This is a genomic window from Microbacterium sp. WHRI 7836 (assembly GCF_040223885.2).
Taxonomy (GTDB): Bacteria; Actinomycetota; Actinomycetes; order Actinomycetales; family Microbacteriaceae; genus Microbacterium; species Microbacterium oxydans.
The window spans coordinates 1,538,588-1,553,800 of sequence record NZ_CP168171.1; the positions used below are offsets into that span (position 1 = coordinate 1,538,588).

Below are 15,213 nucleotides of genomic sequence, written 5' to 3' on the forward strand. Positions count from 1 at the left end.
GACCGAGTGAGTTCGCGGAACCCGCGGGTACCGCATGAGATTTCACGGGGCACCTAGTGTCCCGTGCAGGGAGTAAGCCAGAGATGGCCGATGAGAACAATGACAACAACGCCCCCACCCTCGACTTCCCGGCTGACGCCGCGGGAGAGCTGACGGAGCCCACCGCTCCGGATGTCGACGGCCCTGCAGAGGCGTCGATCGAGGGTGACGAGAACTCCGACGCCGCTGAACGGGCCGAGGACGCCGCTGCCGATGCTGTCGCCGCCGGCTACGCCGCAGCGGACGATGCCGCGGCTGCTGCCGACGATGCCGCTGCTGCGGCCGATTCCGTCGCTGATGCCGTGGCTGAGGCGGAAGCCGAAGCTGCCGCTGACGCGGAAGCGGCTGCCGAGGCCCAGGCTGCTGCTGAGGCGCTCGAGGTGCCGGAGGGGGAGTCCGCCGTCGCGGAGAAGCCCTCGGAAGCCGGAGTCGTCGAGGAAGCCACCGCAGAGGAGTCGGTCGCGCAGTCGACGACCGCCGTCGAGGCGACCATCACCGAGGAGGAAGCTCCGGCCGCTCCCGAAGCTCCGGGTCCGGTGACTGCTGTGTCGCTCGGTCTGCTTCCCGAGGTGTTCGTCTCGCAGGTCTCCACACAGCTGCACTTCTACGCGCCTGAGATCGTGCCGCTCCCCGCGCAGCCGGGGCGCGAGCGCATCTTCGACCGGATCGCCGAGCGCGAGCAGTCGCAGGACGAGCCCGCGGGTCGTGGCCGCGGCCGTCGCCGCCGTGGCGGTTCCGAGGGTGACGACCAGCGCGAAGAGCCGCGTCAGCGTCAGCGCGTCGTCGAGTACATCACCGAGCCGAAGGCCATCAAGGGATCCACCCGCCTCGAGGCGAAGAAGCAGCGTCGCCGGGACGGGCGTGACGCTGGTCGTCGTCGCCCCGTCGTGACCGAGGCCGAGTTCCTCGCACGTCGCGAGTCGGTCGACCGCAAGATGGTCGTGCGCTCCAAGAACGGCCGCACGCAGATCGGTGTCCTCGAAGACGGCGTGCTGGTCGAGCACTACGTCGCCCGGAACCAGGACGCGTCGTTGATCGGCAACGTCTACCTCGGACGCGTGCAGAACGTGCTTCCCAGCATGGAGGCCGCGTTCGTCGACATCGGTCGTGGACGCAACGCCGTGCTGTATTCCGGCGAGGTCGACTGGGACGGCGTCGAGACGGGCAACCAGCCGCGCCGCATCGAACTGGCGCTCAAGCCCGGCGATCGCGTGCTCGTCCAGGTCACCAAGGACCCGGTCGGACACAAGGGTGCTCGTCTCACCAGCCAGATCTCCCTGCCCGGCCGCTACCTGGTCTACGTGCCGGGCGGTTCCATGAACGGCATCAGCCGCAAGCTTCCCGACAACGAGCGGGCACGCCTCAAGCGCATCCTCAAGGAGGTGCTGCCGGAGTCCTCCGGGGTGATCGTCCGCACGGCAGCCGAGGGTGCCACCGAGGACCAGCTCACGCGTGACGTGCAGCGTCTCACCTCGCAGTGGGAGCACATCCAGAAGCAGGTCGAGAACCAGCAGGCGCCCGCGCTCCTGCACGCGGAGCCCGACCTTCTCGTGAAGATCGTCCGCGACGTCTTCAACGAGGACTTCACCAAGATGCTCATCCAGGGCGAGGATGCGCAGCAGACCATCCGCGCCTACCTGGAGAGCGTGGCTCCCGACCTGCTCGAGCGCGTCGAGGCGTATGAGGACGAGACCGATCCGTTCGATGCGTTCCGCATCACGGAGCAGATCGAGAAGGCTCTCGATCGCAAGGTGTGGCTGCCCTCCGGTGGCTCGCTCGTGATCGACCGCACCGAGGCCATGACGGTCGTCGACGTCAACACCGGCAAGTTCGTCGGCTCGGGCGGAAACCTCGAGGAGACGGTCACCAAGAACAACCTCGAGGCAGCGGAGGAGATCGTCCGCCAGCTGCGCCTGCGTGACATCGGCGGCATCATCGTCGTCGACTTCATCGACATGGTCCTGGAGTCCAATCGCGATCTCGTGCTGCGGCGCCTGATCGAATGCCTGAGCCGCGACCGGACCAAGCACCAGGTCGCCGAGGTCACCTCGCTCGGGCTCGTGCAGATGACGCGCAAGAAGCTGGGGCTCGGCCTGCTCGAGACCTTCAGCGAGGCCTGCGAGGTCTGCGCAGGTCGCGGCGTCATCGTGCACCACGACCCGGTCGTGAAGCACCGCTCCAACGGCAACAACAACGGCGGCGGCAACGGCGGCAACGGGCAGAGCGGGCGTCGTCAGCGCGGCGGCGGTGGCAACGGGAACGGTCAGAACCAGAGCGCTCCGGCTGCCTCCGCGGTCACCCACAGCATCACGGAGGGGGCGAAGTCGGCCCTCGCGCAGATCGCCGCCTCCACCATCGCTCCGGCGGCGGATGGGGCGCCGGAAGCCGAGGCGGCCGACGTCACGTCGGAAGCGCCCGCAGGTGCCGATCGTCCGAAGAAGGCTCGCAAGAAGCGGGGCGGCGACCGCAAGGGCCCGAAGTCTCCCGCCGAGGCGCTGCTCGACTCCGTCCTCGACGCTCTCCCGGAGCCGAAGGCGCCGGGTCAGGGGCGAGGACGTCGTCGGGTGAGCACAGCGGCGCTCACCGGCACGCCCGTCTCGGTGAACAACGAGCCGTCAGCGCCGGTCGCGGCTGCGGACTCGGAGTCCTGAGGCGATCAGTCGGCGCACCAGCTCCTTGCCCGTGACGTGCTGGGCGCCGGCGGCGACGAGCCGGGGGATGGTCTCCTCCGGCACGTCGTAGTGGTCGAGATCGAAAGCGCGTGCGGCGACGTCGTTCTCGCGCGCGAACGCGTGCAGCTCGTCGAGGCTCTCGTCGCTCACGAGGTGCGCCCACAGGCGTCCGTGGGCGGGCCAGAGCGGGTCGTCGACGAGTACGGTCACCCTTTCAGCCTAGGTCCGCGCCGGTGGGGCAGGGGCTGCTGGAGCGAGCCGCGATGTACGGACCCACCTCGCTTTGCGACACCGACCCGCATCCGGTAAAGTAGTCCCTTGGTGCGTATGCCGCGTCGTCCTCGTCGGTCGAAGCGGAGAGCCTTGCGTTCGCGCCCGCCGTTCCACGGTGCATGCAAGCAACAGTCTTCCCGTGAGATCTCGGAGCCGCGAGCTCCCCAACGAAACAGGTATGAAGTGGTTTACGCAGTAGTGCGCGCCGGTGGGCGGCAGGAGAAGGTCGAGGTCGGCACGATCGTTCAGCTCGACCGTGTCAAGGCTGCCCAGGGCGAGAAGATCGAGCTGGCCGCTGTGCTGCTCGTCGACGGCGCCACGGTGACCACCGACGCTGACTCGCTGGCCAAGGTCAAGGTCACGGCTGAGGTCATCGGCAACCTCCGCGGCCCGAAGATCATCATCCAGAAGTACAAGAACAAGACCGGCTACAAGAAGCGCCAGGGCCACCGTCAGGAGCTCACGCGCGTCAAGATCACCGGCATCAAGTAAGCCAGAGGGGACTAGGACATGGCACATAAAAAGGGCGCAAGCTCAACCCGTAACGGTCGTGACTCCAACGCTCAGCGCCTCGGCGTGAAGCGCTTCGGCGGTCAGCAGGTCCTCGCCGGCGAGATCATCGTCCGCCAGCGCGGCACGCACTTTCACCCCGGCGTCAACGTCGGCCGTGGCGGCGACGACACGCTGTTCGCTCTGGCCGCCGGTGCGGTCCAGTTCGGCGCGAAGGGCGGCCGCAAGGTCGTCAACATCGTCGCCGCAGCTGAGTGATCACAGCGCGACACTAGTTATCCGGTTCGGGGCGGGCTTCGGCTCGCCCCGTCCGTGTATCTGCACACCGAAACACCACTCACATACAGGGGAATCCGCACATGGTCACGTTCGTCGACACCGTCACACTGCACCTTCGTGCGGGTAAGGGCGGCAACGGCTGCGTTTCCGTGCACCGCGAGAAGTTCAAGCCGCTGGGTGGTCCCGATGGAGGCAACGGCGGCGACGGCGGAGACGTCGTCCTCGTGGCGGACCCGCAGACCGGAACGCTGCTGTCGTACCATCACTCGCCGCACCGGTCCTCCGGCAACGGCGGTCCCGGCATGGGCGATCACCGTTCCGGCTTCCTGGGTGAGACGCTCGAGCTCCCCGTGCCGGTCGGCACCGTGGTGAAGAACACCGCGGGTGAAGTCCTCATCGACATGATCATCCCCGGCGAGCGGTTCGTCGTCGCGAAGGGCGGGATGGGCGGGCTCGGTAACGCCGCTCTCGCCACCCCCAAGCGCAAAGCACCGGGCTTCGCCCTGCTCGGCACGCCCGGATACGAGGGCGACGTGGTCCTCGAACTGAAGACGGTCGCCGATATCGCTCTCGTCGGCTACCCGTCCGCCGGCAAGTCGAGCCTGATCGGCGCGATCTCGGCCGCGCGGCCCAAGATCGCCGACTACCCCTTCACGACCCTGCACCCGAACCTCGGCGTCGTTCAGCAGGGCGACTTCCGCTACACCGTCGCGGACGTGCCCGGTCTCATCGAGGGCGCCAGCGAGGGCCGCGGGCTCGGTCTCGAGTTCCTCCGCCACGTCGAGCGCTGCTCCGCACTGCTGCACGTGCTCGACTGCGCGACTCTCGAGCCGGGACGCGATCCGATCTCCGATCTCGACGTCATCCTCGCCGAGCTCGGCGCGTACGAGGTCCCCGAGGGACAGACTCCGCTGCTGGAGCGCCCGCAGCTCATCGCGCTGAACAAGATCGATGTGCCGGAGGCGCGCGACCTCGCCGACCTCGTCCGCCCCGATCTCGAGGCTCGTGGGTTCCGCGTGTTCGAGATCTCCACCGTCTCGCACGAGGGGCTGCGCCCGCTCACCTTCGCACTGGGTGAGCTGGTGGAGAAGGCCCGCGCCGAAGCGGCGCTCGAGACACCGCCGGAGCGCGTCGTGATCCGCCCGCGTGGTTCCAAGAAGGACTTCACCATCCGGGTCGAGGGCGGCACCTACGGCAACGTGTACCGCATCCTTGGCGAGAAGCCGGTCCGCTGGGTGCAGCAGACCGACTTCCAGAACGAGGAGGCCGTGGGCTACCTCGCGGATCGACTCGAGAAGCTCGGCGTGGAGGACGAGCTGTTCCGACTCGGCGCCGTGCAGGGGTCGACCGTCGTGATCGGCGAGGGCGACAGCATCGTGTTCGACTGGGAGCCCACCATGACGTCCGCCGCCGAGGCGATGGCCGCGCCGCGCGGAACCGACCCGCGTCTGGCTCCGAACGCACGCCGGACCACCTCCGAGCGCCGTGAGCAGTACTACGAGCGCATGGACGCGAAGGCCGAAGCCCGCGCCGAGGTGGAGACGCAGCGTCTCGCCGCGTACCGCGAGGACGGCGAGTGACAGCACGCACCCGCGCGGACCTCGCCACCGCGTCCCGCATCGTCGTCAAGGTCGGGTCGTCCTCGATCAGCGGGGACTCCTCATGGCGGATCCCCGTCATCGTCGAAGCCCTGGCTGCGGCGCACGCGCGGGGGATCGAGGTCGTGCTGGTGTCGTCGGGTGCCATCGCGTCCGGCATCCCCTTCCTGCGGCTGGATGCTCGTCCGACCGACCTCGCGACCCAGCAGGCCGCGGCCGCCGTCGGCCAGAACATCCTGATGTACCGCTATCAGGAGTCGCTGCGTCCGTTCGACATCGTCGCGGGCCAGGTGCTCCTGACGACCGGTGACCTCGAGAACCCGACGTCGCGTTCTAACGCCCGTCGCGCGATGGAGCGCCTGCTCGGCCTGCGCACGCTTCCGATCGTCAACGAGAACGACACGGTCGCGACACAGGAGATCCGCTTCGGTGACAACGACCGGCTCGGTGCGCTGGTCGCTCAGCTGATCGAGGCGGACGCCCTCATCCTGCTCAGCGACATCGAGTCGCTGTACACGAAGCCTCCGACCGATCCCGGCGCCGAGCCGATCGACGTGGTCGCGCCGAACGCCGATCTCACCGGCCTGGAGTTCGGGGCGACCGTCGTCAACAGCGTGGGCACCGGGGGAGCGGCGACCAAGGTCTCCGCCGCCCGTCTTGCCGCGGCGTCTGGCATCGGTGTGCTGGTCACCAGCGCCGACCTCGTAGCGCAGGCCCTGGCCGGCGCCGAAATAGGGACCTGGTTCGAGCCGGCCACCTCATAAACTGGGCGGATGACCGACCAGACCCCGCAGGTGCGCCTGGAGCGCGCCAAAGAGGCCTCTCGCGCCACGGCTGCGCTCACGAGCGATGAGAAGGCGCGAGTGCTCGAAGCGATCGCTGTGGCGCTGAGCGATTCCGCTGTGCAGATCATCGAGGCGAACGGTCGTGACATCGCCCGCGGACGCGCGGAGGGCATCGGGGAGTCACTCATCGATCGGTTGCGTCTCGACGAGAAGCGTGTCGCGGCACTGGCGGCCGCCGTGCGTGAGGTCGCCGCTCTCGGTGACCCGGTCGGGCGCGTCGTCGGCGGCCACCGGATGCCCAACGGTGTCGCCCTCGAGCAGGTGCGCGTACCTTTCGGCGTCGTCGGCGCGATCTACGAAGCCCGCCCCAACGTGACGGTCGACATCGCCGCTCTGGCGCTGCAGTCGGGCAACGCCGTCGTGCTGCGTGGCGGGAGCGCCGCCCGTGAGTCGAACACCGTGCTCGTCGACGTGATGCGGCGGGCGGTGGAGAGTGCAGGGCTCACAGCCGAGGCGATCCAGACGGTTGACGACTTCGGCCGGGACGGCGCGAAGGCGCTCATGCACGGGCGAGGGTTCATCGACGTCCTGGTGCCGCGGGGAAGTGCCGGCCTCATCGAGACCGTCGTCACCGAATCGACCGTGCCTGTGATCGAGACCGGGGCAGGCAACGTTCACATCTTCCTGGATGAGACCGCCCCGGACGACTGGGCGAGCGACATCGTCGTGAACGCCAAGGTGCAGCGGCCGAGCGTGTGCAATGCGGTGGAGACCGTGCTCGTGCATCGACAGGCGGCACCGCGTCTGATCCCGCTGGTGGCCAGCGCGCTGCAGAGCGAGGGCGTCGCGATCCACGGCGATGACATGGTCGTCGGCCTCATGTCGAACGTGATCCCCGCCACGGAGGAGGACTGGAAGACCGAGTACCTCAGCCTCGACATCGCGATCAAGGTCGTGGAGTCCCTGGACGAGGCGCTCGACCACATCCGCCGCTACAGCACGGGTCACACGGAGTCGATCATCACGACCGACACGCGCAATGCGGAGCGCTTCCTGGCCGAGGTGGATTCCGCCGTCGTGATGGTGAACACGTCCACCCGCTTCACGGACGGCGGCGAGTTCGGCTTCGGCGCGGAGGTCGGCATCTCGACCCAGAAGCTGCACGCTCGAGGGCCGATGGGCGTCGCAGAGCTGACCAGCACGAAATGGCTCGCGCGTGGGTCGGGGCAGACCCGCGGCTGAGGGCTAGACTGGGGGACGCTGTACCTCACAGGATCCCGAACAGCACGCCACGAAACGGAGTCAGGATGAACCTCGTCGCACAGATCGCGATGGCCGCTGCCGAAACAGAGCACCACGGCAACGTCGCGCTCGAAACGGTGATCTTCGGAGCCATCGCTGCGGTCGTGTTCGCCTTCCTCGGACTGGTGACCTTCTCCTACAAGAACGTCGCCAACCGCCACTCGGCCAAGGCCGAGGCCTGGGCCGCACAGCACGGCAAGGACGGCCACGAGGCGGGACACGGCCACTAGGCCCCCATGAACGACGCTGCGACCACGCGCCCCCCGCGCATAGGTGTGATGGGCGGCACGTTCGACCCCATCCACCATGGCCACCTGGTCGCAGCCAGCGAGGTGGCGAACTCCTTCGGCCTCGACGAGGTGGTGTTCGTTCCCACCGGTCACCCGTGGCAGAAGTCGGGCGTCTCGCCGAGCGAGCATCGCTACCTCATGACGGTGATCGCCACCGCGTCGAATCCGCAGTTCACCGTGAGCCGGGTCGACATCGACCGTGAGGGGCCCACCTACACGATCGACACGCTGCGCGATCTGAAGCGTGATCGCCCGGATGCGGACCTCTTCTTCATCACCGGAGCCGACGCCGTGGCGCAAATTCTCAGTTGGAGGGACCATGATGAGTTGTGGGAGTTGGCCCACTTCGTCGCGGTCTCGCGCCCGGGACATGTCCTGAGCACCGACGGCCTCCCGAGCGACAACGTCAGCCAACTGGAAGTGCCGGCGCTGTCGATCTCATCGACGGACTGCCGTGAACGCGTTCGCGACGATCAGCCGGTCTGGTATCTGGTCCCTGATGGGGTCGTTCAGTACATAGCGAAGCATCATCTGTATCGGAGCAAGGCATGAGTACATCGGATCGCCAGGAGCAGGGTCCGCTGACGCGCAAGCAGCTGCGGGAGATCCGTCTGACGGGTTCGACCCCCGTCATCACCAGCGAGGAGGCCGCCGCCGCGGCGGAAGCCGCGCCCCCCGCGCCGCCGCTGCCTCGGGCCGCCGACCCCATGGAGGTCGCACCGGCACCGGTCGTCGACGCCGCGAACGGTGACGCACCGCTCACGCGTCGTCAGGTGCGCGAGCTCGAGAAGGTCCGCACGGCCTCCGTGCCGGTGGTCACACCGGAAGGCACCTCGGAAGACGGCGTCGCTGCTGCCGGCGACGGGGAAGCGGAGCAGCCCGCCGAAGCGGGCCCCTCAGACGCCGCTGCCGCGCCCGCGGAGATCGTGTCGGGCGTTCCTGACTTCACCCGCAACGAAGAGCCGGGCGATGCCGACGACGACGATGATGATGACGTCGCCGTAGAGCCCGTCCGGGCATCGGTCGCCGCAGACGCGGTGGGCGAGGTCCCGCTGGAGACCACGGCGGCGTCCGCGAGCGATGAGGACGATGTGGCTGCGGCCCTCGGGCTTCCCGCCCAGGCAGAGGACGCCGGCGAGCAGGATCCCGACGACGTGCTCGCCGATGTCGACGACGCCGGGGATGAGGTCGTCGGCGACGCACGCCCGACCGTCAACTCCGCTTTCGGCGAGGGGCTGCTCGCAGACGCTCTCGACCCGCACGCGCCCTTCCGCCCGTCTTTCGATGAGCTGCTCACGGTCGGCGACTCGACCGGCTCCCAGCACTCCGCGCCGAATGCGCTGATCTTCACACCCTCTCCCGGAGAGGGATCGCTCTCCGGTCCCGTCGCATCGACCGGCGAGATCCTCGTGACGGGGTCGTACGAACTGCCGCAGGGCATGGGTTCGCAGGGCCACGCACTCGGAACCACCGACGGCAAGGATGTCGACGCCGTTCTCATCGACGGCGAGCTTCCCCCCGCGTCGTCGCCTACGCCGATCGCCGCCAGCTCGGCGGTCAGCACCATCAAGCCCGCCGGCGAGGTGATCCGTCCGCCGGCGCCTGAGAAGGGCAACCGGCTGATGATCACCCTGGCGATCGTCGCTGGAGGGCTTGCCCTCGCTGTCGGTGTCGTCGTCATCATCGCCATCACCACGAATGTGTTCTGATGCAATCACCTGAAACCGCCGAAGAGATGCTGCGTCTGGCAGCACAGGCCGCCGTCGACAAGGGCGGAGAGGATCTCGTCGCACTCAACGTCTCCGAGCCGCTTCCGCTCGTCGACATCTTCCTGCTCGTCACCGGAAACAGCGAGCGCAATGTCGCCGCGATCGCCGACGAGATCGAAGACCGCCTGATCGAGTCCGGGCACAAGCGCGTCCGCCGAGAGGGTCGGGCGGAGGCTCGCTGGGTGCTGCTCGATTTCGGTGACCTGATCGTGCACGTGTTCCACCAGGAGGAGCGCGTGTACTACGGGCTGGAGCGTCTGTGGAAGGACTGCCCCGTCGTTCCGATCGACGTGGCGGTGCCTGCCGCCACCGACCAGGGCTGACGTGCCAACGCACCTCGTCACCGGTGCGGGTTCCGGCATAGGGGCTGTTCTCGCTAGACGGCTCCTGGATCGCGGCGACGACGTCGTGGCGCTCGCCCGCGATGCCGGGCGTGCCAGACAGATCGCGGAGACGCTTCCCGGAGCTTCCGTCCTCGTCGGAGACCTCTCCCAGCCGGGGCGACTGTCGTGGGCGCTGTCGAAGCAGCAGCTGCCCGAGCGGATCGATGCGCTCGTCCACGTCGCCGGCGTCGTCGACCTCGGCGACGTGGCTGATCTCGCTCCCGCGCTGTGGGAGCAGCAGCTCGCCGTGAATCTCATCGCCCCTGCCGAGCTCACGCGCCTGCTTCTGCCCGTCCTGCGCGTGTCACAGGGGCAGATCGTGTTCGTCAACTCGGGAGCGGGCCTCCGCGCCAACGCCGGGTGGTCGGCGTATGCGGCGTCGAAGCACGGTCTCCGTGCGCTTGCCGATGCGCTGCGCGCCGAGGAGGCCGTGCACGGAGTGCGGGTGACGTCGATCTATCCCGGCCGCACAGCCACTCCCATGCAGGAGCGCGTGCACCAGCAGGAGGGCCAGGACTACGACGCCGAGCGGTTCATCACGCCGGACGCGGTCGCCACGACCATCCTCACGGCGCTCGATCTTCCACGCGATGCGGAGATCACCGACCTCACGGTGCGACCGGGGCGCTGACTCCGCGCTGCTCCGCGTTCACGCGCTCATTCGGGTGCGGCGCGCGAGCATGCCCCGGTCGGCGCGTGTCTGGGGAGGAATGGCTGAGAGCAACGACCGGGTGTAGGGGTGCTCTGCGCGAAGGTAGACGTCTTCGGTCTCACCGATCTCGACCATCTCGCCCAGGTACATGACCGCGACGCGGTCGGCGATGTGCCGCACGAGGGAGAGATCGTGCGCGATGAAGACGATCGACATTCCCAGTCGCTCCCGCAGCTCGCACAGCAGGTCGATGATCTGTGCGCGGATCGACACATCCAGCGCTGAGACGGGTTCGTCGCACACCAGGACGTCCGGGTCGAGTGCGAGTGCCCGAGCGATGCCGATGCGCTGACGCTGTCCGCCGGAGAACTGGTGCGGGAAACGCGAACCCATCTCGGCGGTGAGGCCGACGAGTTCCAGCAGCTCGGCGACGCGCTCGCGTCTGCTCGACGGCGTTCCCGAGTGCGTCGCGGCGAGCGGTTCGGCGATGATCTGCTGCACGGTCATCCGAGGGTTGAGTGACATGTAGGGGTCCTGGAACACCATCTGCACCCCACGCCGCAGGATCTTCCGATCGCGGAGCCGCCCTCTCGTCACATCCTGGTCGCGGTAGCGCAGGGTTCCCGCATCGGGGGAGTCGAGCCCGACCAGCATCCGCGCCAGAGTCGACTTGCCGCTTCCGGACTCGCCGACGATCGCCAGGATCTCGCCCTGGCGGAGGTCGAGGTCGACGTCGGCTACCGCGGCGACCCGGTGCGCACGGCGCCCGCTTCCCGAACGGAAGGTGCGCTCGAGGCCGCGTCCCTCCAGGATCGGCGGGGTGTCGACATCCTGCGCCGCCGGGCTCACATCTCGCGGCATCGAGTTCAGCAGCTGCACCGTGTACGGATGCTGCGGCTCGGTGAGCACGACGTCGGCGGATCCCGTTTCGACGATGCGACCGGTGCGCATGACGGCGACCTGATCCGCGACCTCCATCACGACACCGAGGTCGTGCGTGATGAGCAGGATCCCCATTCCGAGTCGATCACGCAGGGAGAGCAGCAGATCGAGGATCTGGGCCTGCACCGTCACATCGAGCGCGGTCGTCGGCTCATCCGCGATGATGAGATCAGGGTCCAGCGCGATCGCCATGGCGATCAGGATGCGCTGGCGCTGGCCGCCGGAGAACTGGTGCGGGTAATCGTGCACACGCTTGTCGGGGGAGGGGATACCGACGAGGGCCAGCAGCTCGACCGCGCGCGCCTGGGCGGCGCTCCGGCCGATGCTGCGGTGAGCACGGATCAGATCGATGATCTGATCGCCGATGCTGAGGACCGGATTCAACGCGGAAAGGGCGTCCTGCATGACCAGGCTGACGTGCACACCCCGCAGGCGCCTGTGCTGTTCGGCGGAGAGGGAGAGGAGATCGGTCCCGCTGAGCGTCAGGGTGTCCGCCTCAACATCCCCGTTGTCGATGAGGCCCATGATCGCGCGGGCGGTCATGGACTTTCCTGATCCGGACCCGCCCAGCAGCGCGAAGACCTCGCCCCGGCGCACGGTGATGTCGATGCCATCGACCACGCGGTTGCGCCGGCCTTCGCCGGTGAGCGTGACGGTGAGTCCCTTGACGTCCAGGACGACGGTGTTCCGGGGGGCGGGTGCGTTCTCCATGGGTGCCATCATGCCAGCTTCCAGCCTCTGAATTGTTTCGAACAGGAAACATTTCGTCTGGAAATAATCACAGCAGTTGACATCTATGCCGAAATCCTCCAGATTCGAGGAAACTCCCGCTTGGTGACCGAGTGGGACACCCGCATCATCGAACCGAAGGAGCGCATCCGTGCTCGAACAAGCTGGCCGGTACACCGGCTACACCGCGTACGACTATCTGGAAGCAGGCAAGGACTACCGCGAATTCCGCTACGCCAAGCAGATCGGCCGCGTCCCGGCTTACGATCTCGGCCTGAGCGATGCGCAGCGCGAACGCACCGAGCGCCTGCTCCGCGAGGAGACCGTGATCTCCCTGCACGAGCACGTGCAGGTCTTCCCCGAGGACATGGGCGAGCTGCGCGACCACATCCGCCAGGGTCGCGAACCCACCGGCTACCAGGGCCTCGCCCGTTCCGGACTCACGGCCGTGTTCGACAACGGTATGGACGGCACCTGCTGCATCTCGAGCGACGCAGGGTGGAAGTACCAGGACGTGCTGTTCGACCTCGGTGTTCGCATGGCCGACCTCGCGCACCAGGACTTCGTGATCAAGGCCGAGTCGATCAAGGACATCCGCCACGCGGCGGAGACCGGCCGAGTCGCGCACATCTTCGCGCTCGAGGCGTCGACCATGATCGAGAACGAGGTCGACCGCCTCGACGTGCTGTACGGCTTCGGCGTGCGTCAGATGGGCATCGCCTACTCCGAGGCCAACATGCTCGGAGGCGGACTGAAGGAGCGGGGCGACGGCGGACTGACATACTTCGGCGAGCGCGCGGTCGAGCGGATGAACAAGCTCGGCATCGCGATCGACATCTCCCACTCCGGGGACCAGACGTGCCTCGATGTGATCGCCCACTCGACGAAGCCGGTCTTCATCACGCACGCCGGTGCTCGTGGGCTGTGGCCGACCAACCGCATGAAGACCGACGAGACGATCATCGAGTGCGCCAAGCGCGGCGGTGTGATCGGCATCGAGGCGGCTCCGCACACCACCATCTCGCCCCAGCACCCGAAGCACTCGCTGGAGTCGGTCATGGATCACTTCCAGTACTGCGTCGACCTGGTGGGCCTGGAGCACGTGAGCTTCGGACCGGACACGCTGTTCGGGGACCATGTCGGCCTTCACGACGCGTTCTCCTCGAACCTGTCGCTGGGGCAGGCGCACGCCAACGTCGACTACGAGAAGCAGCCGTACGTCGACGGCATCGAGAACCCGGCCGAAGCCTTCTACAACATCATCGGCTGGCTTGTGAAGCACGACTACTCCGACGACGAGATTCGCGCCGTCGTCGGAGGGAACACCATGCGCGTACTCGAGGAGGTCTGGGTCTGATGAAGTACAGCAAGTTCCTCGCCCTCGGTGCGGCCGCGGCTCTCGCCGTCGGTCTCGCCGCGTGCGCCCCGTCCGCGCCGGAACCGGGGGAGTCGTCCGGCTCCACCGGTCCGAGCGACGAGACGATCAGCATCGGCACGACGACGGATGTCGTGAACTTCAACCCGGTGCTCGGCAACAGCAGAACGGATTCGTGGATCACGAACCTGATGTATCCGCACCTGCTGAGCATCAGCGATGACGGCAGCAAGGAAGCCCACGTGGCCACGGACTGGGGCTACGTGGATGACACCACGGGCTTCTACGAGATCCGCGACGACCTCACCTGGAGCGACGGCGAGCCCCTCACCGCCGAAGACGTGGCGTGGACCCTGAACGCGGTCAAGCGCGATCAGGCCCCCGGCACGTTCTACGGACAGCTCGGCAACCTCGACACCGCGACAGCCGTGTCGGACACCCGTGTCGAGCTCACTCTCACCCAGCCGGACTCGTCCATCGTCGAGGAGATCGGGTTCTGGGGTGTCGTCGTCCCGCAGCACGTCTTCGAGCCGAAGGGATCGATCGCCGAGTTCGCGAACGACGGCAGCGACGGGGGATGGGTGGGCATGGGCCCGTTCATCATGAGCGACTTCCAGGTGGGCCAGCACTACACGCTGAAGCGCGTCGAGGACTACCCGCTCGTCAAGGGCGGCGTCCCTGGACCCGCCGAGGTCGTGTATCGCGTGTATCCGGACGTGAACACCGAGATCCTGGCACTGCAGAGCGGCGAGATCGATGTGATCGCGAACGCGCTGCCGCCGGCACAGGTCGAGCAGCTCGGCAACACCGACGGTCTGCAGGTCATCGAGGCTCCGGGGCTCGGCTACGCCCACCTGGTCTACAACATGGACAGGCCGGACCTCGCGAAGACCGAGGTCCGTCAGGCACTCGCCCATGCCGTCGACTACGACGCGATCCGCACTGTCGTGCTGCAAGGGCAGGCCGTCTCGACGGGCTCCAGTGCGCTGATGCCGGTGCTCGCGAAGTACTACGACAAGTCGGTCAAGGAGTACGAGTTCGACCCCGAGAAGTCGCGCTCGCTCATGGAGAAGGCCGGCTACGCGGCGGACGCGAGCGGGAAGTTCCCGGTCTCGTTCCGGCTGATCTACTCGCTGCAGGACAGCGTCACCAGCCAGTGGGCCCAGATGGTGAAGGACAGCGCGGCAGAAGCCGGCATCACTATCGAGCTGCAGGGCACCGAGCGCAACACCTACCTCTCCATGACAAGCGAGGGCGACTACGACATCTATGCGGGCAACTTCGCCATCATGGACGACCCGGTGACGAACTTCTCGCTGTCGTATCTCCCCGGCGGGGCGATCAACTACACGCACGTGGACGATCCCGACCTCAACGCCCTGATCGAGGAGGGAATGGTCACCTTCGACCAGGACGAGAAGATCTCGATCATGCGCAAGGCGAACAAGATCGTCCATGAGCAGGTCTACGACAACATCATGTACACGCAGAACCTGTTCTTCGCAGCCAGCGACGAGTGGGCTGGCTTCATCGCGAAGCCGAGCGAGCTGCTCTCGATCGTGAACCCGCTCTCGCTCGCGAGCGCGCACCCGGTCGAGTAACAACCACCGAAATC

General features: G+C 67.4%; 15 protein-coding genes. 13 read left to right on the forward strand and 2 right to left on the reverse strand.

The window, feature by feature from the left end:
• Positions 1 to 83 precede the first annotated feature (83 nt).
• Positions 84 to 2,690, forward strand: coding sequence for an Rne/Rng family ribonuclease (locus ABRP18_RS07320; protein WP_349884423.1), 2,607 nt, complete (start codon positions 84 to 86; stop codon positions 2,688 to 2,690).
• On the opposite strand, the gene ABRP18_RS07325 is transcribed toward ABRP18_RS07320, so the two are convergent.
• Positions 2,655 to 2,921, reverse strand: a complete 267-nt coding sequence (locus ABRP18_RS07325) for a DUF4031 domain-containing protein (RefSeq protein ID WP_113681811.1) — start codon at positions 2,919 to 2,921, stop codon at positions 2,655 to 2,657. The genes ABRP18_RS07320 and ABRP18_RS07325 overlap by 36 nt on opposite strands.
• A gap of 246 nt (positions 2,922 to 3,167) precedes the next feature.
• Here ABRP18_RS07325 and rplU point away from each other — a divergent pair, with 246 nt between their 5' ends.
• The 10 genes from rplU to ABRP18_RS07375 all read left to right on the forward strand — a co-directional run bounded on the left by rplU (position 3,168) and on the right by ABRP18_RS07375 (position 10,531).
• Positions 3,168 to 3,476 carry a 50S ribosomal protein L21 gene (gene rplU / locus ABRP18_RS07330; protein ID WP_028501602.1) on the forward strand — a complete coding sequence of 103 codons (309 nt, stop codon included), beginning with the start codon at positions 3,168 to 3,170 and terminating at the stop codon, positions 3,474 to 3,476.
• Positions 3,477 to 3,494: 18 nt separating this feature from the next.
• Positions 3,495 to 3,752 (forward strand): 50S ribosomal protein L27, encoded by a 258-nt coding sequence (gene rpmA / locus ABRP18_RS07335; RefSeq protein ID WP_028501603.1) that lies wholly within the window; start codon positions 3,495 to 3,497, stop codon positions 3,750 to 3,752.
• A gap of 101 nt (positions 3,753 to 3,853) precedes the next feature.
• Positions 3,854 to 5,353: a GTPase ObgE gene (obgE, locus tag ABRP18_RS07340; protein WP_046749240.1), complete on the forward strand. Its 1,500-nt coding sequence runs from the start codon at positions 3,854 to 3,856 to the stop codon at positions 5,351 to 5,353.
• Positions 5,350 to 6,135: a glutamate 5-kinase gene (proB, locus tag ABRP18_RS07345; RefSeq protein ID WP_046749239.1), complete on the forward strand. Its 786-nt coding sequence runs from the start codon at positions 5,350 to 5,352 to the stop codon at positions 6,133 to 6,135. The genes obgE and proB overlap by 4 nt, the downstream gene beginning before the upstream one ends.
• A gap of 9 nt (positions 6,136 to 6,144) precedes the next feature.
• Positions 6,145 to 7,398 carry a glutamate-5-semialdehyde dehydrogenase gene (locus tag ABRP18_RS07350; RefSeq protein WP_141369354.1) on the forward strand — a complete coding sequence of 418 codons (1,254 nt, stop codon included), beginning with the start codon at positions 6,145 to 6,147 and terminating at the stop codon, positions 7,396 to 7,398.
• Between the two features lie 65 nt (positions 7,399 to 7,463).
• The gene (locus ABRP18_RS07355) at positions 7,464 to 7,688 is read left to right on the forward strand and encodes a hypothetical protein (protein WP_021198522.1); all 225 of its coding nucleotides are present in this window, start codon (positions 7,464 to 7,466) and stop codon (positions 7,686 to 7,688) included.
• Positions 7,689 to 7,694: 6 nt separating this feature from the next.
• Positions 7,695 to 8,300 (forward strand): nicotinate-nucleotide adenylyltransferase, encoded by a 606-nt coding sequence (gene nadD / locus ABRP18_RS07360; RefSeq protein ID WP_021198523.1) that lies wholly within the window; start codon positions 7,695 to 7,697, stop codon positions 8,298 to 8,300.
• Positions 8,297 to 9,457 (forward strand): hypothetical protein, encoded by a 1,161-nt coding sequence (locus ABRP18_RS07365; RefSeq protein WP_349884424.1) that lies wholly within the window; start codon positions 8,297 to 8,299, stop codon positions 9,455 to 9,457. Before nadD ends, ABRP18_RS07365 begins: the two co-directional genes overlap by 4 nt.
• Positions 9,457 to 9,840 carry a ribosome silencing factor gene (gene rsfS / locus ABRP18_RS07370; RefSeq protein ID WP_046749236.1) on the forward strand — a complete coding sequence of 128 codons (384 nt, stop codon included), beginning with the start codon at positions 9,457 to 9,459 and terminating at the stop codon, positions 9,838 to 9,840. Before ABRP18_RS07365 ends, rsfS begins: the two co-directional genes overlap by 1 nt.
• A gap of 1 nt (position 9,841) precedes the next feature.
• Positions 9,842 to 10,531: an SDR family oxidoreductase gene (locus ABRP18_RS07375; protein ID WP_349884425.1), complete on the forward strand. Its 690-nt coding sequence runs from the start codon at positions 9,842 to 9,844 to the stop codon at positions 10,529 to 10,531.
• A gap of 18 nt (positions 10,532 to 10,549) precedes the next feature.
• On the opposite strand, the gene ABRP18_RS07380 is transcribed toward ABRP18_RS07375, so the two are convergent.
• The gene (locus tag ABRP18_RS07380; RefSeq protein WP_349884426.1) at positions 10,550 to 12,205 is read right to left on the reverse strand and encodes an ABC transporter ATP-binding protein; all 1,656 of its coding nucleotides are present in this window, start codon (positions 12,203 to 12,205) and stop codon (positions 10,550 to 10,552) included.
• A gap of 169 nt (positions 12,206 to 12,374) precedes the next feature.
• On the opposite strand from ABRP18_RS07380, the gene ABRP18_RS07385 reads away from it, so the two are divergent.
• Both ABRP18_RS07385 and ABRP18_RS07390 read left to right on the forward strand, forming a co-directional pair.
• On the forward strand, positions 12,375 to 13,580 hold the full coding sequence (locus tag ABRP18_RS07385; RefSeq protein ID WP_046749234.1) for a dipeptidase: 1,206 nt from the start codon (positions 12,375 to 12,377) through the stop codon (positions 13,578 to 13,580).
• The gene (locus ABRP18_RS07390) at positions 13,580 to 15,199 is read left to right on the forward strand and encodes an ABC transporter substrate-binding protein (protein ID WP_061015860.1); all 1,620 of its coding nucleotides are present in this window, start codon (positions 13,580 to 13,582) and stop codon (positions 15,197 to 15,199) included. The genes ABRP18_RS07385 and ABRP18_RS07390 overlap by 1 nt, the downstream gene beginning before the upstream one ends.
• The last annotated feature ends 14 nt before the right edge of the window (positions 15,200 to 15,213 follow it).

Coding starts and splice junctions, on each gene's coding strand:
- ABRP18_RS07320 (WP_349884423.1), top strand. CDS start 84: ATGGCCGATGAGAACAATGACAACAACGCCCCCACCCTCGACTTCCCG.
- rpmA (WP_028501603.1), top strand. CDS start 3,495: ATGGCACATAAAAAGGGCGCAAGCTCAACCCGTAACGGTCGTGACTCC.
- obgE (WP_046749240.1), top strand. CDS start 3,854: ATGGTCACGTTCGTCGACACCGTCACACTGCACCTTCGTGCGGGTAAG.
- ABRP18_RS07350 (WP_141369354.1), top strand. CDS start 6,145: ATGACCGACCAGACCCCGCAGGTGCGCCTGGAGCGCGCCAAAGAGGCC.
- ABRP18_RS07355 (WP_021198522.1), top strand. CDS start 7,464: ATGAACCTCGTCGCACAGATCGCGATGGCCGCTGCCGAAACAGAGCAC.
- nadD (WP_021198523.1), top strand. CDS start 7,695: ATGAACGACGCTGCGACCACGCGCCCCCCGCGCATAGGTGTGATGGGC.
- ABRP18_RS07365 (WP_349884424.1), top strand. CDS start 8,297: ATGAGTACATCGGATCGCCAGGAGCAGGGTCCGCTGACGCGCAAGCAG.
- rsfS (WP_046749236.1), top strand. CDS start 9,457: ATGCAATCACCTGAAACCGCCGAAGAGATGCTGCGTCTGGCAGCACAG.
- ABRP18_RS07380 (WP_349884426.1), bottom strand. CDS start 12,205: ATGGAGAACGCACCCGCCCCCCGGAACACCGTCGTCCTGGACGTCAAG.
- ABRP18_RS07390 (WP_061015860.1), top strand. CDS start 13,580: ATGAAGTACAGCAAGTTCCTCGCCCTCGGTGCGGCCGCGGCTCTCGCC.